The sequence below is a fragment of the Pseudohalocynthiibacter sp. F2068 genome, assembly GCF_023015645.1.
Lineage (GTDB): Bacteria > Pseudomonadota > Alphaproteobacteria > Rhodobacterales > Rhodobacteraceae > Pseudohalocynthiibacter > Pseudohalocynthiibacter aestuariivivens.
Genome location: NZ_JALKAK010000001.1, coordinates 239,726 through 266,672 on the forward strand (window position 1 = coordinate 239,726; position 26,947 = coordinate 266,672).

A 26,947-nucleotide genomic window follows, 5' to 3' on the forward strand; every position below is an offset into this window, starting at 1 on the left:
ATTACAAAGCGTTAAACTTCTGCTCCTGCCGTTCTGTCCAGAGAACACGCAAAAGAAAACCGTCTTCGGTTTGATCTTCGCGTTGAATAAGTCCTTCCTGGAAAAGCCAGGCTCTTTTCCGGCCCTCGGAATATGGCAACAAAAATTCAGTCTCTGTTTTCGGGTCAGTCAGTTCTTCAGAGACCGCATCAAGAAGGTCATCCAATCCTTCACCACCAATTGCGGAGACAGCAAAGCAATTTTCTTGTCGATCCGCTTGTGTCTCAACGGCGGTGCGTGCATCGCCCTCTAAAAGGTCGATCTTGTTCCAGACCTCGATTTCGGGGATGCCTTCGACACCAAGCTCTGTCAGAATACCGTTCACATCCTGCGCCTGTTCCTCTGTCTCTGAATGCGAAATGTCACGTACATGCAAGATCAGGTCTGCATCCAGAACTTCTTCAAGCGTGGCGCGAAAGGCCGCGACCAGTTGGGTCGGTAAGTCGGAAATGAAACCAACCGTGTCGGACAAGATGATATCGCGACCAGACGGCAGTGTGACTGCCCGCATTGTCGGGTCAAGCGTCGCAAAGAGCATATCTTTTACAAAAACCTCTGCCCCCGTCAGCCGGTTGAACAGCGTAGATTTCCCTGCGTTTGTATAGCCAACCAAAGCAACAACCGGGTATGGCACCTTTGCGCGGGACGCGCGGTGCAGTTCACGGGTTTTAACAACCTTAGCAAGCTGCTTTTTGATCCGCCCGATTTGTTCGTCAATCGCGCGTCTGTCCGCCTCGATCTGGGTTTCTCCAGGCCCGCCGACAAAGCCAAGCCCGCCACGCTGACGCTCAAGGTGGGTCCAGGCCCGCACAAGACGCGTCCGCTGATATGATAAGGCTGCCATATCAACCTGGAGCACACCTTCACGGGTGCGCGCGCGATCAGAGAAAATTTCCAGAATTAACCCGGTGCGATCCAGAATTTTTACTTTCCAGTCGCGCTCAAGATTCCGTTGCTGAACAGGGGTTACTGGCCCGTTGATCAAAACGAGTTCAACCTCGGCCTCTTCAAAAATTAATCCGAGTTCTTTAATTTTGCCTGATCCAAACAGGAACCCCGCCCGTTTCTTTGGAAGTGGGACTTTGGTTGCTCCGGCAATCTCAAGCCCCGGCAGCGCCCTCGCCAAAGACACCGCTTCCTCCAGCGCATAGGACGCATCCCTGCGATTACGGTCTGATTGGATATCGGGGTGCAGAACCCAGGCGCGAGTGGCCTTTTCGTCTGTCGGCTCGCTCAACGCTTATTCTTCGCCATCATAAAGGCTAATCGGCGTCGATGGCATGATCGTTGAAATGGCGTGTTTGTAAACGAGTTGAGACTGACCATCGCGGCGCAGCAGGACGCAAAAATTGTCAAACCAAGTGATAACACCTTGCAGCTTGACGCCGTTAATCAGGAAAATTGTAACTGGAACTTTTGTCTTACGAACGTGGTTTAAAAACGCATCTTGTAAATTTTGTTTATCGGCAGCCATTGGTCTTCTCGCCCTTTTTCTGTCGTTCTGCCCCTCGGCGGCAGGCCATATTAGTTAATAATTGAGTATGGAACGCCTCAGCCAGAGATTCCAGCCCAAAAAACAATCTGTTACATAGCTTTCAGAAATTGGGAGTCAAGTCCGCCAAAAATCGGGGTTTAAAAGCGCTATAAAAGCCAGTGTTTCAAGGCGCCCCAGAACCATTGCCGAACCCGTGATCAATTTGCCGATATCGTTCAGTTCCGCAAAGGTTAACGGTGTTTCCGCTGCGATTCCGGCCAATGGGCCTGTGGTCGAAAGAGAGGCAACAGTCAGAACGATTGAACTCTCAAACGACAATCCATTCAGCGCCAGCGCTGCTGTAATAACAGCTATCGACAGGGCGAAAAGCATGAAAAATATCCATGCCATATAAGCGCCTTGTCGCCTGATGTGGCGCGCCGAATGACCGGATCCGCCAACAGAGGATGGATGAACCAGCCTTTCCAGTTCGCGTGCTCCATGCATGTAAAGCGCATATACGCGCAATAGCTTTACACCGCCCGCTGTTGTTGCCACCCCGCCGCCAATGATCGACAACCCGACGAAAATCAGGCCAGGCGTATTTAGCCCGGACCACCCGCGTGCTGCATCCCAATCGCTGGATTCAAAGCCTGTGGTCGTTAGAAATGATAACACCGTGAAAATGCCGCCCCAAAGCGCGCTGACGGCACCGAGAATGTTTTCTTCCTCATCAATTTCATAGGCCCCGACCCAGTGGCGTAAAAACAAAAAAGCGGGGATCACCAAAACACAAAAAAGACCCATCCTGAATTCAGGATCAGAGACAAGTAGTTTGAGCGAGTTTGACTGCGTTTCCGGCGCATAGGTCAAACGCGAAATCGCAAAGAAAAGAAAGATGAAAACCAGAAATTCGCCAGACAAACCTGCGTTACCGCCCGCTAAACCGCCAACCGGTGAGATCCCGCTTGTCGAAAGGGTCGACATAGAATGGCATAAAGCAATAAAAGCGCTGTCGCCTGCAACGATCAGGAAAATCCAAAGTGCAAGTGTCAGCCCCAGATAGATTGGCAACAATTGTGCGGCAGAGCGGCTTAGCCTGCGCGAGGCGTCGGTCCGGTCAGATATTTGTACGAAATCCGTGGCTGAATGGCCGACGCGACCCGTGGCCGTGACTTCAAAACCGCCCAAATTCATCGGTGCCAGAATGGCGATCGCCGTTACCCAAATAAAAAAGCCACCCATCCAACCAACAATAGCGCGCCACAAATGTTCGGTCTGCGAAAGCCTGTTTGGGTCATCAAACAATGTCGCACCAGTTGTTGTCAGGCTTGAAACCATTTCAAAGTAAGCATTTGTAAAACTTGTGTTTTCAACTGCTTCATAGAATGGAACAGCCAGAACAACAGGAAGTAGCACGTATGCGCCCAGCATCGCTAACAGATGGCTACGCGCCGCAGAGTGTTTTCGGCTGTCCATTGAGGCAACGCCGATCAATGTGGTCAGCGTAAAAAACAGGATGCTTCCATAAAGAAATACGCGAGCATCGTGTAGATCACGCGAGAAATAACCAAAAACAGCAGGCCCAAGCATAGCGAGCGCCCCTATTCCCATGAGGATCACAATAAATGGCAGGGACAGGATGCGCTGAATCATGGTTCAGAAGAAATCGATTGATACCTGCAACAGGCGCTCTACCTCTGGAACATCGGCAGCCATTGCAAATATCGCGATAACATCACCCTCTTCAATGCGGGTGCCACCAACAGGTCTGATAACCTCTCCGTTTTTAATCACGGCCCCAACAAGGACACCTTCGGGAAAGTCGATATCCCTGATTGTCTGGCCCGAAATTGGCGATGTCGATAGAACCTGTGCTTCTATCACCTCTGCTTCCGCATCTCCGATCGAGTAAATTTCTCGGACGCGGCCATGGCGAATGTGCCGCAAGATAGAGCTTACTGTTGTAGAACGCGGGTTGATGTAGGCATCAATCTTTAGCGGCGTCATTAACGGAACGAGTGTCGGATCGTTGATCAGGCAGATCGACATCGGGCAGCCCGCCGCTTTTGCACGCACAGCTGCAAGCATATTGGTCTTATCGTCATCGGTCACGGCAAGCACAGCATCTGCACGATCGATATTTGCTTCAGCAAGCAAGACGGTGCTCATACCATCCCCATTTAACACAATCGTGCGTTCCAGTTGGTCTGCTGCGCGCTCTGCGCATGCACGGCTTTTTTCAATTACCTTGGCCCGAACGCGCGAGGTGTTTTTTTCGAGCGCCTGCGCAACTGCCAGCCCGACATTCCCACCGCCGATGATCACGACACGTTCTTGTTTTTTTGTTTTTTTACCAAAGACTTCAAGAGTTCTATTCATGTCTTTCGTATGGGTGAAAACGTATATTTCATCACCAGCAAACAGCTGATCACCCGGTTCGGGTGCAAAAAGGGACCCCTTTCTTCGTACACCCACGACAATGGCGCTCAGCGTCGAGAAAAGATCCGTTAACTGGCGTAGGGGTGTTGTCAGTACCGGGCAATCTTCTTCCAGCAAGATGCCAAGGAGTTGTGATTTTCCTTCAAGGAAGCTCTGTGTGTCAAACGCAGTCGGTGCTGCCAGCCGTTGAAGCGCGGCTGCTGCAACCTCGCGCTCCGGGCTGATCACCACATCGATCGGCATGTGGTCGCGCCGATAGAGGTCAGAGTAGATCGCATCAAGGTAAGACTGGCTGCGAAGGCGTGCGATTTTTCGTGGAATAGCAAAGACCGAGTGTGCGACCTGACAGGTGACCATATTCACCTCATCAGAATAGGTCGCCGCAATTATCATATCCGCATCAGCAGCCCCTGCGCGAGCAAGAATATCAGGATACGAGGCAAAGCCAGCGATGCCCTGTACATCTAGTGTATCGGTTGCACGGCGGACAAGTTCGGGGTTGTTGTCAACGACTGTGACGTCGTTCTTTTCCCCTGACAGGTGTCGGGCAATTTGCCAGCCGACCTGTCCCGCCCCACAGATAATGACTTTCATCGCTCACGACCTCTTCGGGAGATTGAGCCCATGCATGGCAGTTTCATCTGCTATGGTCAATCAGAGCGTTTCTTCAACATCGTCCTCAACATGTGCAACCCTGGCTCCGGCTTTGTTTGATGTCACCACGTTCAGTGATTTTAGCTTCCGGTGCAGTGCAGAACGTTCCATTCCCACGAAACTCGCTGTGCGGCTAATATTTCCACCGAAGCGATTTATCTGGGTCATCAGATATTCGCGCTCAAAAAGCTCTCGCGCCTCGCGAAGAGGTAGGGTCGCGAGCGAGCCAGAAAGCACGACGCGTCCCTCTTCACCGCTTTCGTCATCTTGTTGTGGGAGTTCACGTGCTTCAATCGGGCCGCTGTCAGAGCCTAAAATAAGGACTCTTTCCACAACGTTTTTTAATTGCCGTACATTTCCGGGCCAAAGCATGGTTTGGAGAAGCGCCTGCGCTTCATCAGACAGTTCCCTAAGCGGCAAACCCTGCGATTTATTGAAGGATTCAACAAAATACTGGGCGAGTTCCGGAATATCTTCTCTTCGTTCCTCAAGCGAAGGAACAGAGATCGGAACAACGTTCAATCTGTGAAACAGCTCCTGTCTGAAATTCCCGATTTCGATTTCGCGCTCCAAGTCTTTGTTAGTGCTGGAAATAACGCGAATATCAACATGAACTTTTGACGCGCCACCAACCCTCTGGAACTGCTGGTCTACCAATACGCGCAGAATTTTTGATTGTGTTCCCGACGGCATATCCGCCACCTCGTCAAAGAACAAAATTCCGCCATTCGCCTGTTCCAAAAGACCGGGTTCAATGCCCTGCTCGGTATTCTCCCGACCAAACAGGACCTCTTCCATCCGTTCCGGCGCGATTGAGGCGGAACTGACGGTAATAAATGGGTTCGACACCCTGTTGGAGTTTTGGTGAATATATCTAGCTGCAACTTCCTTTCCCGCCCCGGCAGGACCGGTTAGCATGACGCGACCATTTGATTTTGTGACTTTATCCAGTTGTGATTTTAGCGTCTTGAACGCTGAACTGGAGCCTATCATCTCAGCGACCTGATCATCCTTTCGGCGAAGCTCTGTATTTTCACGCCGTAGACGTGATGCCTCCATCGCGCGCACGATCACGACCATCAGCTGATCAATGTTGAAAGGTTTTTCAATGAAGTCATAGGCGCCTTGTTTTATCGCAGCGACCGCAATTTCAATATTACCGTGTCCAGAAATGATAACCACCGGGACTTCTGGATTGTCGCGCTTTACTTTCTTGAGAATATCTATCCCATCCATCTGACTGTCTTTAAGCCAAATATCCAGGATCATAAGCGCAGGAGGTTCGGCATTGATTTGCGCCATGCATTCGTCCGAATTTGCTGCAAGCCGCGTGGTATAGCCTTCGTCCTTTAAAATATCCGACACCAATTCTCGGATGTCGCGTTCATCGTCGATGATTAGTATGTCGCTCATTTTTGGTACCTCACACAGTCTTTTCAAACAGGTCACCCGAGGTGTCCTGACGTACAATATTTGGCAGGTGAACAATTGCGCACGCACCTTTGTGCGCATTGCCTTCAAACACATCTGCATCTTCCAGGGCGAGCGAGCCGCCATGTTCCTCAATTATCTTGCGCACAATCGGCAGGCCAAGGCCGGTTCCTTTTTCGCGCGTTGTTACATAGGGTTCGAACAACTTAGCCCGATCTTCGGGCAAGCCAATTCCGTTATCTGATACCTTGATTTCGACGTTTTGGTCCGTAACAGACATCACAACCCTGATTTCAGGTTGGTAGTCATCTGGTGCGCCTTTTTCCCGCAGTGTTTCTGTCGCTTCACCTGCGTTCTTTATCAGGTTTGTAAGCGCCTGAGATATCATCGTCGCATCTATTTCCGTGCGTAATTTTCCCTTTGGAATCTCTGAAAGAATCTTTACATCGGGCATCGCGTTTTCCTGCAACAAAACGGCACCTTGCAGCAGTTTGTTCAAATCATGAATCCCCCGGTCCGGTTCTGGCATACGGGCGAATTTAGAGAATTCATCCACAATACGCCGAAGGTCATTTGTCTGACGAACTATGACGTCTGTGTATTGTTCCAGATTTGCGGCTTCGTCGCCGACCAATGGGCTGAATTTACGCTTCAACCTTTCAGCGGAGAGCTGGATCGGGGTAAGCGGGTTCTTTATTTCATGTGCAATTCTTCGTGCAACGTCGCCCCAGGCGGCCATTCGCTGCGCAGATACAAGGTTCGTAACGTCGTCAAAGGCAACAACAAAGCCTTCAAGTTCACCTTTAGCATTGCGCCGCGTAGACATTCGCACCAGCAAATCTTCAAGTTTACCTTTCCGCGTAAGCTTGATCTCTTCTTGCGCACTTTCAAGTTTACCGTTTGCAAGTCGATCAAAAAGCGGTCCGAATTCCGGAGCGGACAGTGAAATGTTCTGGTGCAAGGGGTGTTCCGGCAGATCAAGCAACCGGCCTGCGGACCGGTTCACAAAATCGACCTGCCCGTTTGCGTCAAGCCCGATCACACCAGCGGTTACGGATGAAAGAACGGAATCAAACAGACGCCGCCGCCGCTCAATCTGGCGGTTGTTTTCCAGCAAAGTGTCACGTTGCCCCTTCAACTGTTGCGTCATCTGGTTGAAAAGACGGCCCAACATGGCAATTTCATCATCGCCATCTTCTTCAATTACGCGGACATTCAGGTCACCGGAACCGACCTGCTGCGCGGCAGCAGCAAGCCTGCCGACGGGTCGCGACAGCCTTTCAGCAAACCACATGCCAAGCCAGATGGCGGCAAGAATAAGGATGACTGCAAATCCCAGATAAAGCAGGCCAAATTCAAACAACAATCGGCCTCGTTCCCGTTCCAGCTGATGATACAGCAACACAGTTTCCTGCGTGTCGTCCAGCAGGTTAAGAATGTTACCGTCCACAGTACGGGACACGTAGAGAATACGGTTGCTAAAACCTGTTAGTGTTACAAGAGCACGAAACTCATTGTTGTCCCAGTCTTCAATAATGACGACTTCGCCACTATTCGCCCGCTCTATCTCTTCATCAGTTGGGCGCTCGAAATCAAAAAGATACGAACGTTCCCCTCTTGCCCGTATTTCCGCTGTACCGTCTATGACATAGGCCTCACGCAATCCACGTTGCACCAACGCCTGTCCCTGCGTGAGGATCTGGCGAAGCTCCCCGTCGGGCAATGAAAACGACGCTTGGCGTGCGAGGTTCAGGTATGACGCTAAACCTTCGGCGTCACGCATCAGGTCGCGTCGATGTTCGTTTTCATAAGCTTCTGCTGCAGAAAGAGAGTTGCTGACAACCTGCCTGACGCGATCTGAAAACCAGCCTTCAAGCCCGACATTCAGCGTTAGTCCGGCAAAGATTGCGACAAGGACGGTTGGGACAAGCGCAATAAGTGCAAAAACACCCGTTAGTCGAAGGTGCAACCTTGACCCGGCAGAGCGCGCCCTGCGTGCCGCGACCATACGTGCCACTTTTTGCAAAACCAGTGCCGCGACCACAAGCACATAGACCAAATCTGCGAGAAGTATCAGTCTGAGGCTTATGGCAGACGCGCTGCTGTCAAACGGACCCAAGACAAGGAATGTTGTTAGCGCCAGTGTAGGGCCGAGAAGGACCAAACCAATGGTCGCCATATTCTGAACGCGCTTTTGGCGCCGCAGGCGGCTGATCCGATCGAATGCTGTTCGTTTCGCCGGGTTCGGCACGTGCCGACCTCATCTTATTGTGTCGCAAAAGCGACGGACCGCCAGATATGGTAACCTTGAATTTGGACTGACGCCCTTTGGTCACTCTATTGTTGCTGTTTTACATCAACTTTCTGCGGCGTGTCACGCGAATATCCAGCTCTGTGATCTTCTTTCGCAAAGTATTTCGGTTAATTCCCAAAAGATCGGCACATCTTGCCTGATTTCCGGCCGTTGCGTCGAGTGCGATCTCGATTAGAGGCTGTTCGACTTCTTTTAGGATTCGCTGGTAAAGGCCTGCCGGAGGCAGTGCTCCTCCGTGAAGATCGAAGTAACGCCTGAGGTGGCGATGCACGGATGCGGACAAAAGGTCTTTCTCGTTTGATCCGATAACGGGCTCTGAAATGGGTTGGGTATCAAGGACGGCCTCGACTTCGTCGAGGGATATCTCTTCCACGCCCCCGGTGAGCGCAAGCCGGCGGACCGTATTTTCCAATTGGCGCACGTTGCCCGGCCAGTTGTAGCGCCGCACCAGTGTCATGGCGGAATCGGACATGGAACGCAACGTGGCCCCGTCCCGTTCTGCACGTGTTAAAAAATGCTCTGTCAGAAGCGGAATATCTTCGACACGCTCGCGCAACGGCGGGACAGAAATAGTCACCCCGCCAAGCCTGTAGAAAAGATCCTGTCGAAATTCTCCGTCTTTGAGTTTTTGCTCGAGGTTTGTCTGGCTTGTCGCCATGACACGCGGCGCATTGTTCGGAAGGCTGTCCAACATTCTGACAACGCGGGCCTGTGCACTCGTGCTTAGATCGCCAACCTCTTCGAACAACAGTGAACCACCGCGCACCCCAGCCAGAATTTCTGATGGCCCGTCACTGCTGTCCAGCTCCTGTAAATCCGCAACGACAAATGGCAAAGCACGCCGATCGCCGAAATCGTGGATCGCGCGCGCGATGAGTGATTTCCCACTTCCACTCTCTCCGGAAATTAACACGGGAATGTCGGTGTTCATGACGCGCGCAACAAGCCTGTACAGCTCTTGCATTTGCGGGCTTCTTCCAACGAGAGGCAAGTCATCTTCGGGCGTGACCTCTTCATCCACGCGGGTCGAGGGCGCAAAACGTTTCTGGTCAAGTGCCCGTGCTGCGCGCTTCATCAAATCTGGCAGATCAAAGGGTTTCGGAAGATAATCATACGCCTCTGCCTCGGCGGCCTGAATTGCCGTCATGATCGTGTTCTGCGCGGATATGACGATAACAGGCAAGCCCGGGCGCAATTCTGATATTCGGGGCAACATTTCTAGCCCGTTCCCATCTGGCATAACGACATCTGAGATTACCAGATCGCCTTTCCCTTCTGTCACCCAACGCATCAATGTCGTTAGGGCAGAGGTTGCATGCACCCTGCATCCGGCGCGGGTTAAGGCCTGCGTCAGAACCGTGCGAATTGTACGGTCGTCATCGGCGATCAGAACTGTTCCGTCCATTAGCTTTCCTCGGTTTTAGGGGGTGCGATGGGGAGTGAGACACGAAAAGAGGTGCGCCCTGGTGCGCTTTCGACTGCTATCCAGCCATCATGATCAGCAATTATTTTGCTTACCAGAGCAAGGCCCAGCCCCGTGCCGTTTTCACGCCCTGACACGAAGGGTTCAAAAATTTCAGCGGCAATTTCGGGCGGTAGTCCGGGTCCATCATCAATTATTTCCACCTGAAGTGGCAATTGCATACTGTTCCCGTCTTTGCGCCGAAGCCGAAGCGCCTGGTCATAATACGTCCGGATGCGTATCGTACCGCCCGCACTTCCTGCGGCCTGCGTTGCATTTTTCAGAAGATTCAAGAAAACCTGCAACAGCTGATCCGAGTCGCACAATGTTTGTGGCAGGGACGGATCGTAGTCTTCAATTATGGTCATGCAAGGCGCAAACCCGACCAAAGCTGAGCGGCGCGCCCTGTCGAGCACATCGTGTATATTTACAGGTTTCCGGTCCGGTGGCAGCAGATTGCCAAACTGTTCAACCTGTTCAAGCAGCTTCACAATACGTCGGCTTTCTCCGACGATCAGATCTGTGAGTTCCTGATCTTCGTTCGACAGGTTCATCGATAAAAGCTGAGCGGCGCCTGTGATACCAGCAAGCGGATTTTTAATTTCATGTGCCAGCATTTCGGCCATGCCAATTGCGGATTTGGCAGCCGTCGTTACCGAATGTTTACGCCCCAGACGGCCAGCGATTTCGTGAGGTGAGATCAGCACTAATATCTGTGTCGGACGATCAATGAGGGGTGCAATCTGAATCTGGCACTGCACCGGTATCCGTGCTCCGCTTCCGACATCCACGTCATTGATAAAGAGGGGGGATTGATCACGCCGCACGCGCGCTAGCGCTTCTTCCAGCGGGGCATCGACCCTTAGCTTGTCCCAGACGGGCCCTCCTAGAAGAGCACGCTGAGACAAGTTCAGAAAGTTTTCTGCCGCGGTGTTGCTTTCCGATATTGTGTTGTTTTCGTCCAGCAACAAAGCAGGCACAGGTAAAGACGACCATAAAGCGCCACCAATACCGCTCATGCAACCATTTCCCGTTGTGTGGCTAAAAGCGCATCCGGAAGCAACCGGAGCACTTTTGCGGGGTCTTTCTCGGTTAAAACAGCTTTTCGGATGCCTGATTCCACATTCACCCCATCCATGTACCAACCCAAATGCTTGCGCGCGACGCGGTTTCCGAGCTTTTCACCATAGAAACTGATCATTGCGTCATAGTGGTTGCATACCATCTCGGCGAAATCTGAACCGGTTGGAACCTTTGGTGCCGGTGCTCCAAACAACGCCGCTGCGACTTCTGCCAGCCGCCATGGCGCGCCCTGAGCACCACGCCCGATCATGACACCGTCAGCGCCTGACAACCGAAGGGCTTCAGCGGCTGTTTCAGGTGAATCGATATCGCCGTTTGCGACCACAGGAATCTTCACTGAGTCTTTCACAGTACGAATTGCTGCCCAATCGGCGCGCCCTTTGAAGAACTGGCAGCGGGTACGGCCATGTATTGTTATCATCTGAATGCCTGCCGCTTCTGCCCGTCGGGCCAGTTCGGGTGCATTGATAAGCGTCTCATCCCAGCCAAGACGGGTTTTAAGTGTCACCGGGATGTTCACGGCTGCAACGACAGCGTCGATCAAATGCAGGGCGTGGTCGAGGTCGCGCATTAAGGCAGAGCCAGAGTAGCCGTTAACGACTTTCTTTGCCGGGCATCCCATGTTTATGTCTATTAGCCGCGCACCGTTTCCTTCTATTAGCTTTGCAGCTTCGGTCATCCAGCGCGCTTCACGCCCTGCAATTTGCACAGCGGTGTTTTCGACACCAAAACCGAGTTCGGCTTTCTCGCGGGCGCCGGGTTTTGCCTGCATGATTTCATGGCTCGCAACCATTTCACTCACCACCAATCCCGCGCCGAAACCTGAAACAAGATTGCGGAACGGAAGATCAGTAATTCCAGCCAGAGGCGCGAGGAATACAGGGGGGGCAAAATCGAGTTTGGCCATTTGAAGTGGCAATTGCTTAATCCTTGTGCACAGCGGGGTTTTATCCAGTTACCGATAAGTGGGCAATAAATCTGCTGATTTTTAGAGCGCTCATTTCATATATGCCTAAAAATTGAGCATATATGCAGTGAAATGCCGCCATTGTCACCTCTTTCCGAAAACCTTAGACAAGAAGCAGAAAAGCGGAGAGTACATGTCGACAGCGGCCATCATTGTAGCAGCAGGGCGCGGATCACGTGCAGGCGGGGATATTCCAAAGCAATATCAGCTTCTTGCAGGGCAAACCGTGCTGAGCCGCACGATCAATGCCTTTGTCGCATCACCTGCTATCAGTGAAATTATTCTGGTGATCAATCCAGAGGATATGACGCATCTGGATGCAACTGTTACGCTGCCTTCGCGCCCTCTGGTAAGGTTGGTAAACGGCGGGGAAACACGTGATGCCTCGGTTCAGGCGGGTTTGGAAGCCGTCTCGGCCACCTGCGATAAGGTGCTTATTCACGATGGTGCCCGTCCCTTGGTTTCCGAAGGTATTATTAACAGAGTATTGGATGCGCTCGAAACATCAGACGGGGCTGCACCTGCACTGGCCGTGACCGATGCTTTATGGCGGGCAGACGCTGAACGTATTACAAAGACGGAACCACGCGATGGGTTGTATCGCGCGCAGACGCCACAGGGTTTTCAGCTCTCTGCAATTCGTGCGGCCCATTCTGAACATAAAGGCGGCGCTGCAGATGACGTTGAGGTTGCCCTTGCCTATGGGCTTGATGTTGCGCTTGTTGAAGGTGACGAGGAAAACCTGAAACTCACCCATTCTGATGATTTTAAGCGGGCGGAAAAAATACTGGGAACGAAGATGGATATACGGGTTGGTAACGGGTTTGACGTGCATCGCTTTGGCCCCGGTGACCATGTTGTGCTTTGCGGAGTTTCAGTTCCGCACGAACGAGGTCTGCAAGGCCACTCAGACGCTGATGTTGGAATGCACGCAGTGACAGACGCAATTTACGGTGCTTTGGCTGAAGGCGATATTGGCCAGCACTTCCCGCCTTCTGATCCGCAATGGAAAGGGGCTGCCAGTGATATCTTTTTACGCCATGCTGTTGATCGGGCGAAAGAACACGGTTTCGAAATATCGAATACGGACTGCACATTGATTTGTGAGTATCCAAAAATTGGACCGCATACCGTTGCGATGCGCGAAACCATGGCGCGTATCATGGGGCTCGAAGTCGGCCGGATAAGCGTGAAAGCGACCACCTCGGAACGCCTTGGGTTTACCGGGCGAAAAGAGGGTATCGCATCCATGGCGAGCGTGACGTTGGTGCGCAGATGAGCCGGGTTATTGCAACTTTCTTTGGCGTAGGTTTGTTACGCCCTGCCCCGGGAACCTGGGGATCTGCTGCTGCCCTTCCTGTCGCATACCTCATTCATCTGCTGGGCGGCTTTCCGGCCCTGGTGATCGCGACACTGCTGGTTTTTTTCATTGGCTGGTGGGCAACTGCAAATGCGACACGCGGTAAAGAAGACCATGATCCATCGGAAATCGTGATTGATGAAGTAGCGGGCCAATGGATTGCACTATTGCCCGTTTCGTTCGGTGCGGTTCACGCGGGTGGCGACATGCTGGCGCTTTACCCCGGTATCATAACGGCATTCTTGGCCTTCCGACTGTTTGACATCTGGAAGCCCGGCCCGGTGGGCTGGGCTGATCGGAAAAGCACGGCTTTGGGTGTGATGCTGGATGATATAATCGCCGGTGTATTGGCGGCACTGGTGGTTACGCTGGCTGCAGGCTTAACACATGGGGTGCTGGGATTATGAACGACGCTGAAACACTCTTGGCTAAATGCCGTGCGGCTAATCTGAAGGTTTCGACAGCGGAAAGCTGCACGGGCGGTTTGCTTTCCGGCGCGATCACTGAAGTTGCCGGGTCCTCCGATATTTTTGACCGCGGGTTTGTGACGTATACGAATGAAGCGAAAGTTGAAATGCTTGGTGTCCGGACGGAAACCCTTGAAGCCTTTGGTGCCGTTTCCGAACAGGTTGCGTTTGAAATGGCAGAAGGTGCGCTACAAAATTCCGCCGCCGATATTGCCGTGTCGGTGACCGGGATTGCGGGCCCCGGCGGAAGCGATTTCAAACCAGAAGGGCGAGTTTGCTTCGGTTTGGCAAAATCCAGTGCTGAAACCTTTGCTGAAACTGTGGAATTCGGTGCCTTGGGGCGCAAAAATGTACGCTTAGCCGCCGTCGCACATGCACTTAATATTTTCCTCAAAGCAGCATCCTGACATTGCTCATTCTATATGCATTGACCTTTCAGGCCGCCTAAAATTTGATCACTTTCAAAACTGCCTTCATTTTATGCGCGTTTCAGAGCAGTGATGCTTTTCTTTGCACCGTGAACCCTGTCTGACCGCTACTCAAAACCAAATTGGGAACGGAGACTAAAATGAACGGAGCGGACACCGCCTGGATTATCGTGGCCACAGCACTGGTTCTTTTTATGACTTTGCCGGGGCTTGCGCTGTTTTATGGCGGTTTGGTTCGCGCGCGAAATGTGCTGAGCGTTTTCATGCAATGTTATGCCATCGCCTGTTTGATGAGCATTCTCTGGCTGGTTGCAGGCTACTCCATCGCCTTTGGAGACTCCGGTTCACCCTATTGGGGCGGTCTTGGAAAGATGTTTCTGGCGGGTGTCACTGCAGACAGCCTGACGGGCACCCTGCCCGAGGTCCTGTTCTTTGTCTTTCAGATGACCTTTGCCATCATCACTCCAGCGCTCATCGTTGGAGCCTATGTTGAACGCATCGGGTTTGGATTTGTTCTGCTGTTTTCAGGTCTCTGGATGCTTCTGTGCTATGCGCCGGTTGTGCATTGGATCTGGGGTGGTGGCATGCTGTCAGACGGTGGCATCTTTGGCGAAGTCGGAGTGAAGGATTTTGCTGGCGGTATTGTCGTCCATGAAACAGCAGGCATTGCCGCACTCCTTGTTGCGGTGTTCCTGGGGCCGCGCCGTCACCGGACAACCCCGCCACACAACCCGGGCTTTGTGATGATCGGGGCCGCGATGCTTTGGGTTGGCTGGTTCGGCTTTAACGGTGGCTCACAACTTGCCGCCGATGGTGGCGCTGCAATGGCGCTGACCGTGACGCATATTTCGGCTGCAACAGCCTCGTTAACCTGGGCGCTGTGGGAAAAGATCAAATACGGCAAAGCCTCACTGGTTGGCATTGTGACGGGAACGATAGCCGGGCTAGCCTCGATCACCCCTGCATCCGGATTTATAGGCCCGGTTGAAGCTCTGGTGATCGGCGGCATTGCGGGCATTCTGTGTCAGGAAGCGGTTACAGTGATCCGCAACAAACTGATGATCGACGATACACTAGATGTTTTCGCAGTCCACGGTATCGGGGGAATATTCGGGACGATCATGATTGCGGTGTTTGGCGCAGGCAGCTGGGCGGCGCAACTGGGTGGTTTGGCAGTTGTCGGTGCGTTCACAGTGGTTGTTACGGTGGTTCTGATCAAACTGGTCGGTCTGATTACACCTATTCGGGTGGATCATGAGACAGAGGTGAATGGGCTCGACCTCGAGGTGCACGGCGAACGGGCTTACGATATTATGTCGTAGGGTTGAGACACGATAAACCAAAATAGATCGATGGTCCGGTGTGCGGGACGAAGCTGACTCTGGCTTAGTATTGGACTACACTCCAACATCATACGTTCAGCGACAGTCTTGAGATTGTGTGATTTGCCGCCACTAACACTCTGGGAAACAGGCGGCGAGAAACAATAGGCTAAAGGAAGGAAACAAGAGAATGGCGTTCTTTGCGGTTGGAAAGATTTGTTGGTCCGTAGTTTTGGTGCTGTTCGTAACGGTCGTATCTGGTGTCATGCACCCCGCACTGGCGCAGGAACTTGATGGTGAAGCGCTAAAAAAACTGGCGCTTGGAGGCATATGGCAGGCTGAACATGCGGAATATGGACTCTGGAATTGGAATGATAGCGGATCAGTTTGTTTGAGAGTCGGCAGCACAGATGGCGATTGCTTTGATACAGGGACCTGGGAAATCACCGACAACGTACTTTGCTATGAATTGACCAAGTGGGGTGAATCGACCGGAGAACGCGTGAATTGCTTCACAGTGGCTGCACTGGACGACAATCGCTACGAAACGCTTTTTCATGGCGGCGCGATGATCTCACGGATGTTTGCCTTCAAGGTGTTGGAGTAACTGGCCGCTACATACCATCCGGTTCGTCCCAGCTACTAGACCTGCATCCGCCACCAAGAAATGCCCCGAGGCAGAGCCAAAACCTCGAATTGCTAGAGTATCTGGATGACTGCCTTGGGTTCAAACCGGACACGGCCAAGATTCCGGATTAATGAGTTCCGACCTTAAGCTCCCCTAAATCGAGTTTTTGCCAATGCAAGGATCTACTTCATTTATAAAGTTGCTCTGCGCGCTGCTCAAAAGCGCAAACAATCCGGTTCATCGCTTCATTGAAAACGACACCGATCAGCTTTTGCAAAATCAGGTTTTTGAATTCAAAATCGACAAAGAATTCAACTTCGCATCCGCCCTTGGGCAAATCGCAAAATTTCCAATAGGATCTGAGGTATTTGAACGGCCCATCCAGATACTCGGTATCAATGCGCATATCCGGCTGGTTCAAAGTGACCCTGCTGCCAAATCGTTCCCGAAACACCTTAAAGGAAATGACCAGATCGGCGGTCAGTATTTCTGTCACGTCCTCTTCCTTGCGCGACCGAATGCGCGACGCAGCGCACCAGGGTAAAAACTTTGGGTAGCTTGAAACATCTGCAACCAGATCAAACATCTGTTGTGCCTGATACGGCAGAACCCTTTTTTCACCATGTGTCGGCATTTTGAACCAATTCTCTTGTGACTTAGCGCCGTCATTTCGTAGACTGAGGCGGGAAAATCAAGGGGAACACCATGCCAACGCGGCCATATGTCATCGATACAATGATCTCAGCCAAGTCGATCGCGGCCCGAATAGAAGAGCTGGCCCGCGAAATCAAAGAAGAATTTCAGGGTACCGATAAGCTGGTGGTGGTTGGACTGCTGCGTGGGTCTTTCGTTTTCATTGCTGACCTCGTTCGGGAACTTGACCTGCCTGTCGAAGTCGATTTTCTTGAGGCTTCGTCTTATGGGGACGGAACAGAAAGTTCCCGTGAAGTCCGCATTCTCAAGGACTTGCGCGGCGAAATTGGTGGGCGAGATGTTCTTTTGGTCGAAGATATCGTTGATACCGGCTTCACCCTGAAGCACGTTATTGGCCTTTTGCAATCAAGAGAACCTCATCGCCTGAAAACCATTGCGCTGCTTGATAAACCGTCGCGTCGCGAGGTGGATGTAAAAGCAGACTGGACCGGGTTTGAAATTCCGGATGAATTTGTTGTTGGCTATGGAATTGATTTTGCGCAACGTAACAGAAATTTACCTCATATCGGCAAAGTTCGCTTCACGGAAGCAGAGCAGGCCTGACCTGATTCAGGTGTTAACTCCTGAAAACAGGGAATCGTGTTAAGAATCGCTCTGACAGTAATGGGCTGCAGACCGCCGCGCCTATGCTTTGTGACCAATAAACAGGAAAACTTTCGTGAACCCACGACATCTTCTTAGAATGGCAAAATGGGCGCGCAAACCGCCAAGTGAAAAGCGCGTCATTCTGGTTCTGTCGATAATCGTAATATGCTTGCTGATTTGGGGGTCAGAACTGCTGTTCGGTTGGTCCGATGGGTTGCTTCCGCAGTACCCTTCGAAATATCGCCCTTAACCGTTCAGTTTCTTGTGCCGGGCTTCGCGCAGCCGGGCAAAATCATCACCTGCATGATAACTTGACCGTGTCAGCGGAGTCGCAGAAACCATTAAAAAACCCTTGCCATAAGCCGCTTTTTCATAGGATTTGAACTCATCCGGTGTGACGAAGCGATCTACACGGTGGTGTTTCACAGTAGGTTGCAGGTACTGGCCGATCGTCAGAAAATCAATGTCAGCGGCGCGCATGTCTTCCATCACCTGAATCACTGCTTGCCGGTCTTCGCCAAGGCCAACCATGATGCCGGATTTGGTGAACATTGATGGATCAAGCTCTTTCACACGCTGAAGGAGCCGCAAACTATGGAAATACCGGGCGCCGGGGCGAACCTCGGGGTAAAGCCCCGGAACAGTTTCAAGATTGTGGTTGAAAACATCGGGCTTCGCCGCAACGACGAGTTCTAGTACGCTCGGGTCGCACCGAATGAAATCGGGAGTCAGAATCTCGATCGTCGTGTTCGGGGACTGACGACGCACCGCGCGGATTGTCCGTGCGAAATGCTCGGCACCGCCATCTTCAACATCATCGCGGTCGACCGAGGTGATCACAACATGGTTCAGTCCCAGTTTCTTGACAGCATCAGCAACGCGGCCCGGCTCAAAAACATCCAGAGCTTCGGGTGGTTTGCCTGTTGCAATGTTGCAGAAGGTACAGGCCCGTGTACAAACCTCGCCCATGATCATCATGGTGGCGTGGCCCTGGCTCCAGCATTCACCAACGTTGGGGCAGCCGGCCTCTTCGCAAACTGTCACCAGCTTATTATCACGCATGATCTTATGGGTTTCCGCATACCCCGCCCCACCGGGTGCCCTGACGCGAATCCAGCTTGGTTTCTTAAGCGGAGCGTTGTCAGCCTTATGGGCCTTTTCCGGGTGTCGTTCGGATGGGATTTTAAGGTTGCGCATGAAATAGTCCCCTTATTCGTCGCCAATATAAGGAATTCTTCGGGGAGCGCCAGAGAAGGTCGCCAAGAGACTGGTTTTTCCCGCAACATCGCCTTCACTTAGTACTCACTTGGACTAAAAACGATCCACGCGGAATGAAAAGCGCCGTAAGAACCCTGCGTCGCTTTTCAATGTACTGGCTTCAACCAATCAACGGGCCGTATTTCCCATGCGTTTCATCATAGTGTCGTTTCAGACGTTGCAGCGCGATACGAAGGACGATTTTCCCCGATCTGGCCGACCACCCCAAGCGTTTTTCCGCGACTTCCATTCCTTCAAGATAACAACAGCATCGCAGGACAACATCGCCAAGACCCGGCCCAAGGTCTTTTAGTGCCAAGGATACCCGTTCTCGTGCGGCCGAGGGTCCTTCGGCGATATTGTTGTCATTTCTGAAACCACCCCGAACTCCAGCGGTCAGGAACTTTTCCCAGTTCTGTGCAACGCGAGGCCCCATATGAGCGAGTTCAAAGTCCTCTCGCAGTCGTTCGCCTGCGGCAACAAGGTCATCTGATAAAAAGGGCTCTCCGTTTTTGTTCTTTCGTCGTGCAAGTCCGGCCAATGGTGATTCCGCAGCGTTATAGCGATATCGACGACTGGTCCCGTCCTCGCGCTCTGCAACCTGCTTTTTATCCCAGATCCGGTGCTGATCTGCGAAGACAGCCTGTGCATCGTTGAAACCAGGTTGCGTTGCATCGCTGGCGCTCAGCAACCGTTTTAACGCTGCTCGCCCGGATGAGGTTATTTCATATTGTGCGATTTTTCCGGATTTCGTGCACTTGATCCAATCTTTCAGGGCCATCGCTTCTGCGATTTCGCGCTGTACGACAGCCGTTCTTGTATTTTTCCCGTTCGGCAAATTCCTGACCACGACGGCCATATCAAGTTCGTGTGCTACCGCGAGAACTGCACCAGTTTCCCCAAGCCTGCGTAAGATACGGCGCGCTTCGCGATCAATATTTGGTTCTGCGGACGAGCCTTTGGTATGTCTGACAGCGGCATTCATTTTGGACGTTTCCTTTTTCTGCGTCTCTGGTGCGATCTGGAAATGTTCCCGGCTAAGGCGGCGCAAGGCATCATCAATCAGCGGATCATCCCGCCGGTTTTCAAGCTGCCTGACCTGGCGCATAACAGTTGATGCATGGCATCCCGCTGTTCGCGCAACGGCGCGCATGGAAAGCCCCTTTTCGGTGTGCATAAGATAACGTTGCGCCGATTGTGGTACCCAATTTGGCAATGGTGCCTTCGCGCCGGACCCTGAACCGTCTGCAAACATCATCGCCACTTCTGTCCCTTTCTTGGCTGCGGATTGAACACCAACAATCTAAATTTGAATTGTTTGCCTCAACGTTAAATTTTCCAGATTTCAGAAGCATTGTTTCTAAAAGCTAAACAATACTGAAACCATCGAACGGAGCATCCGCCAAAGGCGCAACACACCAGAAAACTGAGTCACCCTGTCGTCAGAACTTGATGGAGAAACCTGATGAGCGATCTGATGAAAATTTTAAAATCCCTCCGCCGCCCGGGGTTGCTGATGCGTGCAGCGCGACTGGGATCAGCCGACTACCGGCGCGAGCGTGACCTGCGGCGAGTCCTGAAAAGCCGTAACCTGCCAATGCCTGAAACGGCAATCAGCAATCTCCTTTCAGAAGAGGACATTCTGGAAGAAAAAAGAAAAACGGGCGATGCCGACTACAGCATCACCCGTCATGTCGATATTATGATTGCCTTGGTTTCCGAAGCAAGTTTGGTGCTCGGCAAACGGCAGGCAAATTAATAAAACGCGTCTGGCATAGATTCCTTTTTGGTCGCGACGTAGGCATCCAGTGCCTCAGAAATTGCAGGGTCCAGCACCGGTTGCTGATAGTCTGCCAGCAATCTGGCAACCCGTTCGGATGCAAGCGCCTGCGTATCCTTGGCGCCATCTTCGTCCCATGTTTCAAAGGGTCTGTAGTCCAGCAGGTTTGACCGCCAGAAGGCGTCTTTGAAGTTGGCTTGAGTGTGGGCACACCCAAGGTAGTGTCCGCCTGGGCCAACTTCGCGGATCGCATCCATTCCCTGTCCGTTTTCGGAAATATCCACGCCCTTTGCGATGTGATGAAGAACACCAAGCTGATCGGCATCCATAACAAATTTTTCGAACGAGGACACAAGACCGCCTTCAAGCCAGCCGCAGGCGTGTAGCATGAAGTTTACGCCACCAAGCAGGGCTGCATTATGTGTGTGGGCAGTTTCATAAGCGGCCTGAGCGTCCGGAAGCTTTGAGCCACACAAACCACCACCCGATCTGAAGGGAAGGTTAAGGCGGCGTGCCAACTGCCCTGCCCCATAAAGGATTTGTGAAGCTTCGGGTGTACCAAATGTTGGCGCACCAGAGTTCATGTCAATCGATGTTACGAAGCAGCCGAAAATTACCGGCGCACCTTTGCGCAGCAACTGGCTGTAGGCGATGCCTGCCAGAACTTCTGCCAGAACCTGCGTCAGAGTCCCCATCACCGAAACAGGCGCCATCGCACCACCAACGATAAAGGGCGAAATGATACAGCCCTGCCCGGCCCGCGCGTACACGTCCAGCGCACCGACCATGATCGGGTCAAAGGTCAGCGGTGAGTTGATGTTGATCAGTGAGGTCATGACCGCATTATCGGCAACAAATTCCTTGCCGAACAAAATTTCGCTCATCTCGATCGAGTCCTGAGCACGGGACGGCTCTGTAACAGATCCCATGTAAGGCTTGTCAGAAAGCGTCATATGGGCGTGCAACATATCAAGGTGGCGTTTGTTCACCGGCACGTCGGTCGGCTCGCAGACCGTACCGCCAGAGTGGTGCAGCCATTTTGACATATAGCCAAGTTTCACGAATTTCTTGAAATCATCAATCGTTGCGTATCGACGGCCGCCCTCGGCATCCCGAACAAATGGCGGGCCATAGACCGGTGCCAGGACCAGACTTTTACCACCAATAACGACATTGCGCGCTGGGTTGCGCGCGTGTTGTGTGTAGTGGGACGGTGCGGTTTTGATCAGCTCACGGCAGAGACCGCGCGGAATGCGTACGCGTTCGCCATCAATTTCGGCACCGGCTTCACGCCAGATTTCCAGCGCCTCGGGGCATTCAACAAAATTTACGCCAATTTCTTCCAGAACGGTTTCGGCATTTTCCTCGATAATCTGCAACGCTTCTTCGTTTAGAAATTCCAGATTGGGAATGTTGCGTTCGATATATTTCGCCGTTTCTACACTGACTGCACTGCGTTCTGCGCGCCGCGCGGCGCCGCCACCTCTTGCACGTCGCGTGGATTGTGCTTCTGTCATTTTGCTGATCTCCGAATTATTTGGTGTGTGGCACCAGTTTCTCTACCAAGATATCGAAAACGCATTGGCAACTTAGCGAAGAATCCGGCTATTGGCAGGCGAAAGCGACATTCCCGCGGTTCGTATACGTTTGAATCCTCCTAATTTAAAAATAAGCGGTGACCTAAAATCACAGCGCTCTTGCACATTTCTCCGATGATCAATATTCCCCGGACATGACCAATACATCACATGACCGACTTCTTATAATCGACTTTGGCAGCCAGGTTACGCAGTTGATTGCGCGTCGCCTGCGTGAACTCAATGTATATTGCGAAATTCACCCGTTCCAAAAAGTTACAGAAGAATTCTTGGCGGAATTTTCGCCCAAGGCAGTGATCTTTTCGGGAGGGCCCGCCAGCGTCATTGATGCAAGCTCTCCGCGTCCGCCGACATCGGTGTTTGATCTGGGCATTCCTATTCTTGGAATTTGCTATGGCCAACAAGTGATGATGCAAATGCTGGGCGGCAAGGTGGAACGCGGCCATGGCACTGCCGAATTTGGCCGCGCATTCGTCACGCCCGAGGAGTCAGATTTGCTATTGTTAAAGGGCTGGTTCGATAGCGGTCGCGAGCAGGTCTGGATGAGCCACGGCGACCACGTTTCTGAAATCGCACCGGGTTTTAAGGTGTTTGGAACATCGCCAAATGCACCTTACGCAATTACCGCAGACACAGCGCGTAATTTCTACGCGGTTCAGTTTCATCCGGAAGTGCACCACACGCCAAACGGCAGCAAGCTCTACGAAAATTTTGTTCGCATGGCTGGTTTCACCGGTGACTGGACAATGGGTGCCTATAAGGACGAGGCCATTCGAAAAATTCGCGAGCAGGTCGGCGATAAAAAGGTGATCTGTGGGTTGTCCGGAGGAGTTGACTCCTCTGTCGCGGCTGTTTTGATTCATGAAGCGATTGGTGATCAACTGACCTGTGTTTTTGTTGACCACGGATTGCTGCGTCAGGGCGAAGCCGAAGAAGTCGTGACCATGTTCCGTGACCATTACAATATGCCGCTCATCCACGCGGATGAGCAGGACTTGTTTCTAGGCGAGCTGGACGGTCAGTTTGATCCGGAAACCAAACGCAAAATCATCGGCAGGCTGTTCATCGATGTGTTCCAGAAACACGCCGCTGAAGTGGGCGGCGCAAAGTTTCTGGCCCAGGGAACGCTCTATCCGGATGTGATCGAGTCGGTCAGCTTCTCGGGCGGCCCGTCAGTTACCATTAAAAGCCACCACAATGTTGGCGGCTTGCCTGAAAAGATGGGTCTGAAACTGGTAGAACCGCTGCGTGAGTTGTTCAAAGACGAAGTTCGCGCATTGGGACTTGAACTTGGCTTGCCAGACAGCTTCATAGGTCGTCATCCTTTTCCCGGCCCAGGACTGGCTATCAGATGCCCGGGTGAAATTACCCGCGAGAAACTGGAAATTCTGCGTAAGGCTGACGCGGTCTTTATCGACCAGATCAGAAAGCACGGACTTTACGACGAGATTTGGCAAGCCTTTGTTGCGATCCTGCCGGTACGCACGGTCGGCGTCATGGGTGACGGCAGAACGTATGATTTTGCCTGCGCTTTGCGCGCTGTCACTTCTGTGGATGGCATGACAGCCGATTATTACCCCTTCAGCCATGAATTTCTTGGTGAAACCGCGACCCGCATTATCAATGAGGTGCAGGGTATTAACCGCGTGACCTATGACATTACCTCCAAGCCTCCGGGGACAATCGAATGGGAATGATTACGCGTCTTGCTGTTCTCTGTATCGCAGCAGCACCTGTCAGCGCTGGCGAACTCCCAGCGCTGAGCTGTATAGGCGATAACTGGTCTTTGTCGCTGAACTGGGAGACTGCAACATTCGAGCATGACAAGGTTCTTGAATGAAAATGCCTCCCATTTTGCTCGCAGCCTTTTATATGAGCGGGGCAATCGTTTCATTCACATCAATGGCAGTTGCCGGGCGCGCGGTACGGCAAGACTTCGACACTTTTGAGATCATGATGTACCGGTCAATTCTCGGTATCATTATAGTTGTTGCGGTCGCAGGATATGCGGGAACATTGAACCAGATAACCCGCAATCGTCTTTCCTTACAGTTTCTTAGAAACCTCTTCCATTTCACCGGGCAAAACCTGTGGTTCTACGCATTGCCGATTATTCCACTGGGGCAACTCTTTGCGCTTGAATTCACGTCACCTCTTTGGGTGATCCTGCTTGCCCCGTTTTTTTTGGGCGAGCGACTTACCCCGGTTCGTGCATTTGCGGCCGCTTTGGGTTTCATAGGCGTAATGCTCGTTGCCCGGCCTGACACCGGTGGATTGAGCATCGGCATCCTTGCAGCAGCACTTGCCGCTATCGCGTTTGCCGGAACGACAATCTGCACAAAGGTTTTAACAGGAACGGAAAGGATTACATCAATCCTGTTTTACCTGACCTTGATGCAGGCAATCTTTGGTATTGTTTGCGCAGGCTTTGATGGAGACATCAAGTTACCAACAGCAGATGCAACGCCATGGCTGTTCCTGATCGGATGTGCGGGACTTCTTGCGCATTTCTGTATGACAAAAGCACTTTCCGTCGCACCCGCTGTCGTGGTGATTCCATTTGATTTCGCGCGACTTCCCGTAATCGTGATCATCGGTGTGCTTTTTTACGATGAGCCGCTTGAATATATCGCACTTTTTGGTGCGCTCATCATTCTGACGGCTAACTACTTGAATATAAGGGCAGAAGGCCGTCCGTAATTTTTCGTAATCAAGCTAAACCATAAGTTGTATTGATAGCGTGCGTCCAAATAACAAATTTGTGACGCGGCGTAAGGAATTGACCTGTTGTTTTAATAGGGCATAACGTCAACGCCTAAGAAATAAGCAAAATGAAAACCAACAGGAACACCACACTATGAAACAAGTTTTGACTGCGGCGGCTGCCCTCGCCATATCTTCCAGCACAGCGCTGGCTGGGGGGATGGAACGATCGACACAATCGGTTGGTATTCTCTTTGAAGAGGGTACACGCGCTGAACTTAGTTTTTCGACAGTTAGCCCAAGCGTAAGTGGTACTTCCAATCCACCTTTTGCAGCGGCTTCCAGCGGCGATATGGCCCCGAACTACCAAAATTACTCTTTCGGCTATAAACAAGACATAGGCGAGAATCTGGATGTGGCAATTATTCTGGATCAGCCAGTGGGTGCTAACGTCGCTTATCCCGGAACAGGAGCCGACCCTTACCCTTTCTCAGGTTCGACTGCGGTTGTTGATTCAACAGCTGTGACAGGACTGGTTCGCTACAAGTTTCCGAGCAATTACAGTGTTTACGGTGGGGTGCGCGTCCAATCTCTGAGTGGTGATCTGAACCTTATTGGATCTGGACTCGTTGCAGCTTTGAACTATTCCTTGAGTGTAAGTTCGGATGTTCAATATGGCTATGTTGTTGGTGCTGCTTACGAACGGCCGGACATCGCGTTGCGTGTCGCACTAACCTACAATTCTGAAATAACGCACACGTTTTCTGATAACGGTGGAACACCATTCGACGTAACCATTCCACAGTCGGTAAACTTGGAATTCCAGTCTGGGGTTGCAAAAGACACGCTGGTTTTCGGGTCAGTTCGCTGGGTTGAATGGACTGCTTTCCAGATAAATCCGTTAGACTTTTTTGCGATTGCGGGTGGCCCGATAGCCGACGGCAAATCCAACACGACTTCTTATACTTTGGGTCTTGGTCGACGGTTTAGTGAACGTTGGTCGGGTGCTGTTGTTCTTGGATACGAAGCGAACAGCGGGTTGAGCCAAGGAAACCTGCAGCCAGTAGACGGTTACAAGAGCATTGGGCTTGCCGCGACTTACAAGGTCGATAATGTCGAGATTACAGGTGGTGTTCGCTACATTGATATCGGCGATACGACGACAACGACAATTGGTTCAAACTTCGCCGATAACGACGCGATTGGTGTTGGTGTAAAGGTTGGTGTGACCTTCTAAATCTGTCAAAATACAGTGATATCGAAACCCCGCCTAGACGGCGGGGTTTTTTGTGACGTGATAAGCAATTGACCCTTCGCGCACCTCTGGATACCACTTGCCTACGGCACAAGGAGGCAGCGTATGCTTTACGCATCGGCAAATGACTGGCAACAAGCAAGCAGAAAACGCGTTCTGCTTTTTGGAATGTCAGGCCTTGGCAAAACCCATGTTTCCAATATTTTGCGCGGTTCAGGTGACTGGTTTCACTACTCGATCGATTATCGCATCGGCACTCGCTATATGGGGGAACACATCGTCGATAATTATAAACGTGAGGCCATGAAGATGCCGTTTCTGGCAGATCTTTTGCGGTCCGATTCAATTTACATTGCCTCCAATATTACGTTCAATAATCTCGCCCCACTCTCGACGTATCTGGGCAAACCCGGTGACACGTCCAAGGGCGGCCTCGCTTTCAATGAATATTTACGCCGCCAAGAGCAGCATAAATCAGGCGAAATCAGTGCGTTGCTGGACACAGCTCATTTCATTGAGCGAGCCAAAGACCTTTACGGCTATCAGAATTTTGTCTGTGATAGTGGTGGCTCAATCTGCGAAGTTGTAAACCCGGAAGACCCAAACGATCCAGTACTTACAGAGTTGTCAGAGAACCTGCTTCTGGTCTGGATCAAAGGCTCAGACGCGCATACGGACCAGTTGATCCAAAGGTTCAACAAGGCACCAAAACCTATGTATTATCAGCCAGATACGCTGCGCGCTCTCTGGAAGGAATACCTGGGTGAAAACAAAATCCCCGAGTCCAAAGTCTATCCGGACTCATTCGTGCGTTGGGCCTACAAGCGGGCACTTGCAAATCGCCAACCCCGTTATCAAAGTTTGGCGGAAAACTGGGGTATCACCGTGACCGCAGAAGAGATTGCAGCAGTCACGACAGCCGAAGATTTCAATGCACTCATCACCCGCACCCTTGAGAGCCACTGATTTTCGCACTATCTGACG

The 26,947-nt window shown here is 51.9% G+C and carries 25 protein-coding genes; 12 read left to right on the top strand and 13 right to left on the bottom strand.

Going from position 1 to position 26,947, the window contains the following annotated elements; all coding sequences use genetic code 11:
* Window position 1 precedes the first annotated feature (1 nt).
* From hflX to dusB, 9 genes are all read right to left on the bottom strand, one after another.
* On the bottom strand, window positions 2–1,276 hold the full coding sequence (gene hflX / locus MWU63_RS01165) for a GTPase HflX (protein WP_213887989.1): 1,275 nt from the start codon (window positions 1,274–1,276) through the stop codon (window positions 2–4).
* 3 nt (window positions 1,277–1,279) lie between these two features.
* A complete protein-coding gene (gene hfq / locus MWU63_RS01170; RefSeq protein WP_213887988.1) occupies window positions 1,280–1,513 on the bottom strand; it encodes an RNA chaperone Hfq in 234 nt (77 codons plus the stop codon).
* 135 nt (window positions 1,514–1,648) lie between these two features.
* Window positions 1,649–3,169, bottom strand: coding sequence for a potassium transporter TrkG (locus MWU63_RS01175; RefSeq protein ID WP_213887987.1), 1,521 nt, complete (start codon window positions 3,167–3,169; stop codon window positions 1,649–1,651).
* 3 nt (window positions 3,170–3,172) lie between these two features.
* A complete protein-coding gene (gene trkA, locus MWU63_RS01180) occupies window positions 3,173–4,549 on the bottom strand; it encodes a Trk system potassium transporter TrkA (RefSeq protein ID WP_213887986.1) in 1,377 nt (458 codons plus the stop codon).
* Between the two features lie 60 nt (window positions 4,550–4,609).
* Entirely contained in the window at window positions 4,610–6,022 is a 1,413-nt protein-coding gene (locus MWU63_RS01185; protein ID WP_213887985.1) for a sigma-54 dependent transcriptional regulator, read from the bottom strand.
* A gap of 10 nt (window positions 6,023–6,032) precedes the next feature.
* Window positions 6,033–8,219, bottom strand: a complete 2,187-nt coding sequence (locus MWU63_RS01190) for a PAS domain-containing sensor histidine kinase (RefSeq protein WP_247076839.1) — start codon at window positions 8,217–8,219, stop codon at window positions 6,033–6,035.
* A gap of 172 nt (window positions 8,220–8,391) precedes the next feature.
* Complete coding sequence (locus MWU63_RS01195) at window positions 8,392–9,759, bottom strand: response regulator (protein WP_247076734.1); 1,368 nt, start codon at window positions 9,757–9,759, stop codon at window positions 8,392–8,394.
* A complete protein-coding gene (locus tag MWU63_RS01200; RefSeq protein ID WP_213887982.1) occupies window positions 9,759–10,835 on the bottom strand; it encodes an ATP-binding protein in 1,077 nt (358 codons plus the stop codon). The genes MWU63_RS01195 and MWU63_RS01200 overlap by 1 nt, the downstream gene beginning before the upstream one ends.
* On the bottom strand, window positions 10,832–11,806 hold the full coding sequence (gene dusB / locus MWU63_RS01205; protein WP_213888152.1) for a tRNA dihydrouridine synthase DusB: 975 nt from the start codon (window positions 11,804–11,806) through the stop codon (window positions 10,832–10,834). Before dusB ends, MWU63_RS01200 begins: the two co-directional genes overlap by 4 nt.
* Before the next feature lie 193 nt (window positions 11,807–11,999).
* On the opposite strand from dusB, the gene MWU63_RS01210 reads away from it, so the two are divergent.
* The 5 genes from MWU63_RS01210 to MWU63_RS01230 all read left to right on the top strand — a co-directional run bounded on the left by MWU63_RS01210 (window position 12,000) and on the right by MWU63_RS01230 (window position 16,050).
* Window positions 12,000–13,145 (top strand): bifunctional 2-C-methyl-D-erythritol 4-phosphate cytidylyltransferase/2-C-methyl-D-erythritol 2,4-cyclodiphosphate synthase, encoded by a 1,146-nt coding sequence (locus tag MWU63_RS01210; RefSeq protein WP_247076736.1) that lies wholly within the window; start codon window positions 12,000–12,002, stop codon window positions 13,143–13,145.
* Window positions 13,142–13,633 (top strand): phosphatidylglycerophosphatase A, encoded by a 492-nt coding sequence (locus MWU63_RS01215; protein WP_213887980.1) that lies wholly within the window; start codon window positions 13,142–13,144, stop codon window positions 13,631–13,633. Before MWU63_RS01210 ends, MWU63_RS01215 begins: the two co-directional genes overlap by 4 nt.
* A complete protein-coding gene (locus MWU63_RS01220; RefSeq protein ID WP_213887979.1) occupies window positions 13,630–14,100 on the top strand; it encodes a CinA family protein in 471 nt (156 codons plus the stop codon). Before MWU63_RS01215 ends, MWU63_RS01220 begins: the two co-directional genes overlap by 4 nt.
* A 161-nt stretch (window positions 14,101–14,261) precedes the next feature.
* A complete protein-coding gene (locus MWU63_RS01225) occupies window positions 14,262–15,443 on the top strand; it encodes an ammonium transporter (protein WP_213887978.1) in 1,182 nt (393 codons plus the stop codon).
* Window positions 15,444–15,633: 190 nt separating this feature from the next.
* The gene (locus MWU63_RS01230; RefSeq protein WP_213887977.1) at window positions 15,634–16,050 is read left to right on the top strand and encodes a hypothetical protein; all 417 of its coding nucleotides are present in this window, start codon (window positions 15,634–15,636) and stop codon (window positions 16,048–16,050) included.
* A gap of 208 nt (window positions 16,051–16,258) precedes the next feature.
* Here the strand turns inward: MWU63_RS01230 and MWU63_RS01235 are convergent, their stop codons facing one another.
* Window positions 16,259–16,705 carry a type II toxin-antitoxin system RatA family toxin gene (locus MWU63_RS01235; RefSeq protein WP_213887976.1) on the bottom strand — a complete coding sequence of 149 codons (447 nt, stop codon included), beginning with the start codon at window positions 16,703–16,705 and terminating at the stop codon, window positions 16,259–16,261.
* A 71-nt stretch (window positions 16,706–16,776) separates the two neighbouring features.
* Between MWU63_RS01235 and hpt the strand changes: the two genes are divergently transcribed.
* Complete coding sequence (gene hpt, locus MWU63_RS01240; protein ID WP_213887975.1) at window positions 16,777–17,328, top strand: hypoxanthine phosphoribosyltransferase; 552 nt, start codon at window positions 16,777–16,779, stop codon at window positions 17,326–17,328.
* 288 nt (window positions 17,329–17,616) lie between these two features.
* Here the strand turns inward: hpt and lipA are convergent, their stop codons facing one another.
* A complete protein-coding gene (lipA, locus tag MWU63_RS01245) occupies window positions 17,617–18,567 on the bottom strand; it encodes a lipoyl synthase (RefSeq protein ID WP_213887974.1) in 951 nt (316 codons plus the stop codon).
* A 181-nt stretch (window positions 18,568–18,748) separates the two neighbouring features.
* On the bottom strand, window positions 18,749–19,885 hold the full coding sequence (locus MWU63_RS01250; protein ID WP_213888151.1) for a DUF6456 domain-containing protein: 1,137 nt from the start codon (window positions 19,883–19,885) through the stop codon (window positions 18,749–18,751).
* Between the two features lie 207 nt (window positions 19,886–20,092).
* Here MWU63_RS01250 and MWU63_RS01255 point away from each other — a divergent pair, with 207 nt between their 5' ends.
* Window positions 20,093–20,386 carry a DUF6477 family protein gene (locus MWU63_RS01255; protein ID WP_213887973.1) on the top strand — a complete coding sequence of 98 codons (294 nt, stop codon included), beginning with the start codon at window positions 20,093–20,095 and terminating at the stop codon, window positions 20,384–20,386.
* Here the strand turns inward: MWU63_RS01255 and MWU63_RS01260 are convergent.
* Window positions 20,383–21,924, bottom strand: a complete 1,542-nt coding sequence (locus tag MWU63_RS01260; protein ID WP_213887972.1) for a trimethylamine methyltransferase family protein — start codon at window positions 21,922–21,924, stop codon at window positions 20,383–20,385. The two genes, MWU63_RS01255 and MWU63_RS01260, sit on opposite strands and share 4 nt — an antisense overlap.
* A gap of 215 nt (window positions 21,925–22,139) precedes the next feature.
* On the opposite strand from MWU63_RS01260, the gene guaA reads away from it, so the two are divergent.
* The 5 genes from guaA (at window position 22,140) to MWU63_RS01285 (ending at window position 26,929) form a co-directional block, all read left to right on the top strand.
* Window positions 22,140–23,702, top strand: a complete 1,563-nt coding sequence (gene guaA / locus MWU63_RS01265) for a glutamine-hydrolyzing GMP synthase (protein WP_213887971.1) — start codon at window positions 22,140–22,142, stop codon at window positions 23,700–23,702.
* The gene (locus MWU63_RS01270; protein ID WP_213887970.1) at window positions 23,693–23,845 is read left to right on the top strand and encodes a hypothetical protein; all 153 of its coding nucleotides are present in this window, start codon (window positions 23,693–23,695) and stop codon (window positions 23,843–23,845) included. Before guaA ends, MWU63_RS01270 begins: the two co-directional genes overlap by 10 nt.
* 2 nt (window positions 23,846–23,847) lie before the next feature.
* Entirely contained in the window at window positions 23,848–24,705 is an 858-nt protein-coding gene (locus tag MWU63_RS01275) for a DMT family transporter (protein ID WP_213888150.1), read from the top strand.
* Between the two features lie 157 nt (window positions 24,706–24,862).
* Entirely contained in the window at window positions 24,863–25,945 is a 1,083-nt protein-coding gene (locus MWU63_RS01280) for a hypothetical protein (protein ID WP_213887969.1), read from the top strand.
* Window positions 25,946–26,068: 123 nt separating this feature from the next.
* Entirely contained in the window at window positions 26,069–26,929 is an 861-nt protein-coding gene (locus MWU63_RS01285; RefSeq protein WP_213887968.1) for an ATPase, read from the top strand.
* Window positions 26,930–26,947 lie beyond the last annotated feature (18 nt).

Excerpts from the sequence above, each read along its gene's own strand:
- hfq (WP_213887988.1), bottom strand. The coding sequence starts at position 1,513 with ATGGCTGCCGATAAACAAAATTTACAAGATGCGTTTTTAAACCACGTT.
- MWU63_RS01175 (WP_213887987.1), bottom strand. The coding sequence starts at position 3,169 with ATGATTCAGCGCATCCTGTCCCTGCCATTTATTGTGATCCTCATGGGA.
- trkA (WP_213887986.1), bottom strand. The coding sequence starts at position 4,549 with ATGAAAGTCATTATCTGTGGGGCGGGACAGGTCGGCTGGCAAATTGCC.
- MWU63_RS01185 (WP_213887985.1), bottom strand. The coding sequence starts at position 6,022 with ATGAGCGACATACTAATCATCGACGATGAACGCGACATCCGAGAATTG.
- MWU63_RS01190 (WP_247076839.1), bottom strand. The coding sequence starts at position 8,219 with ATGGCGACCATTGGTTTGGTCCTTCTCGGCCCTACACTGGCGCTAACA.
- MWU63_RS01195 (WP_247076734.1), bottom strand. The coding sequence starts at position 9,759 with ATGGACGGAACAGTTCTGATCGCCGATGACGACCGTACAATTCGCACG.
- MWU63_RS01200 (WP_213887982.1), bottom strand. The coding sequence starts at position 10,835 with ATGAGCGGTATTGGTGGCGCTTTATGGTCGTCTTTACCTGTGCCTGCT.
- dusB (WP_213888152.1), bottom strand. The coding sequence starts at position 11,806 with ATGGCCAAACTCGATTTTGCCCCCCCTGTATTCCTCGCGCCTCTGGCT.
- MWU63_RS01210 (WP_247076736.1), top strand. The coding sequence starts at position 12,000 with ATGTCGACAGCGGCCATCATTGTAGCAGCAGGGCGCGGATCACGTGCA.
- MWU63_RS01215 (WP_213887980.1), top strand. The coding sequence starts at position 13,142 with ATGAGCCGGGTTATTGCAACTTTCTTTGGCGTAGGTTTGTTACGCCCT.
- MWU63_RS01220 (WP_213887979.1), top strand. The coding sequence starts at position 13,630 with ATGAACGACGCTGAAACACTCTTGGCTAAATGCCGTGCGGCTAATCTG.
- MWU63_RS01225 (WP_213887978.1), top strand. The coding sequence starts at position 14,262 with ATGAACGGAGCGGACACCGCCTGGATTATCGTGGCCACAGCACTGGTT.
- MWU63_RS01230 (WP_213887977.1), top strand. The coding sequence starts at position 15,634 with ATGGCGTTCTTTGCGGTTGGAAAGATTTGTTGGTCCGTAGTTTTGGTG.
- MWU63_RS01235 (WP_213887976.1), bottom strand. The coding sequence starts at position 16,705 with ATGCCGACACATGGTGAAAAAAGGGTTCTGCCGTATCAGGCACAACAG.
- hpt (WP_213887975.1), top strand. The coding sequence starts at position 16,777 with ATGCCAACGCGGCCATATGTCATCGATACAATGATCTCAGCCAAGTCG.
- lipA (WP_213887974.1), bottom strand. The coding sequence starts at position 18,567 with ATGCGCAACCTTAAAATCCCATCCGAACGACACCCGGAAAAGGCCCAT.
- MWU63_RS01250 (WP_213888151.1), bottom strand. The coding sequence starts at position 19,885 with ATGATGTTTGCAGACGGTTCAGGGTCCGGCGCGAAGGCACCATTGCCA.
- MWU63_RS01255 (WP_213887973.1), top strand. The coding sequence starts at position 20,093 with ATGAGCGATCTGATGAAAATTTTAAAATCCCTCCGCCGCCCGGGGTTG.
- MWU63_RS01260 (WP_213887972.1), bottom strand. The coding sequence starts at position 21,924 with ATGACAGAAGCACAATCCACGCGACGTGCAAGAGGTGGCGGCGCCGCG.
- guaA (WP_213887971.1), top strand. The coding sequence starts at position 22,140 with ATGACCAATACATCACATGACCGACTTCTTATAATCGACTTTGGCAGC.
- MWU63_RS01270 (WP_213887970.1), top strand. The coding sequence starts at position 23,693 with ATGGGAATGATTACGCGTCTTGCTGTTCTCTGTATCGCAGCAGCACCT.
- MWU63_RS01275 (WP_213888150.1), top strand. The coding sequence starts at position 23,848 with ATGCCTCCCATTTTGCTCGCAGCCTTTTATATGAGCGGGGCAATCGTT.
- MWU63_RS01280 (WP_213887969.1), top strand. The coding sequence starts at position 24,863 with ATGAAACAAGTTTTGACTGCGGCGGCTGCCCTCGCCATATCTTCCAGC.
- MWU63_RS01285 (WP_213887968.1), top strand. The coding sequence starts at position 26,069 with ATGCTTTACGCATCGGCAAATGACTGGCAACAAGCAAGCAGAAAACGC.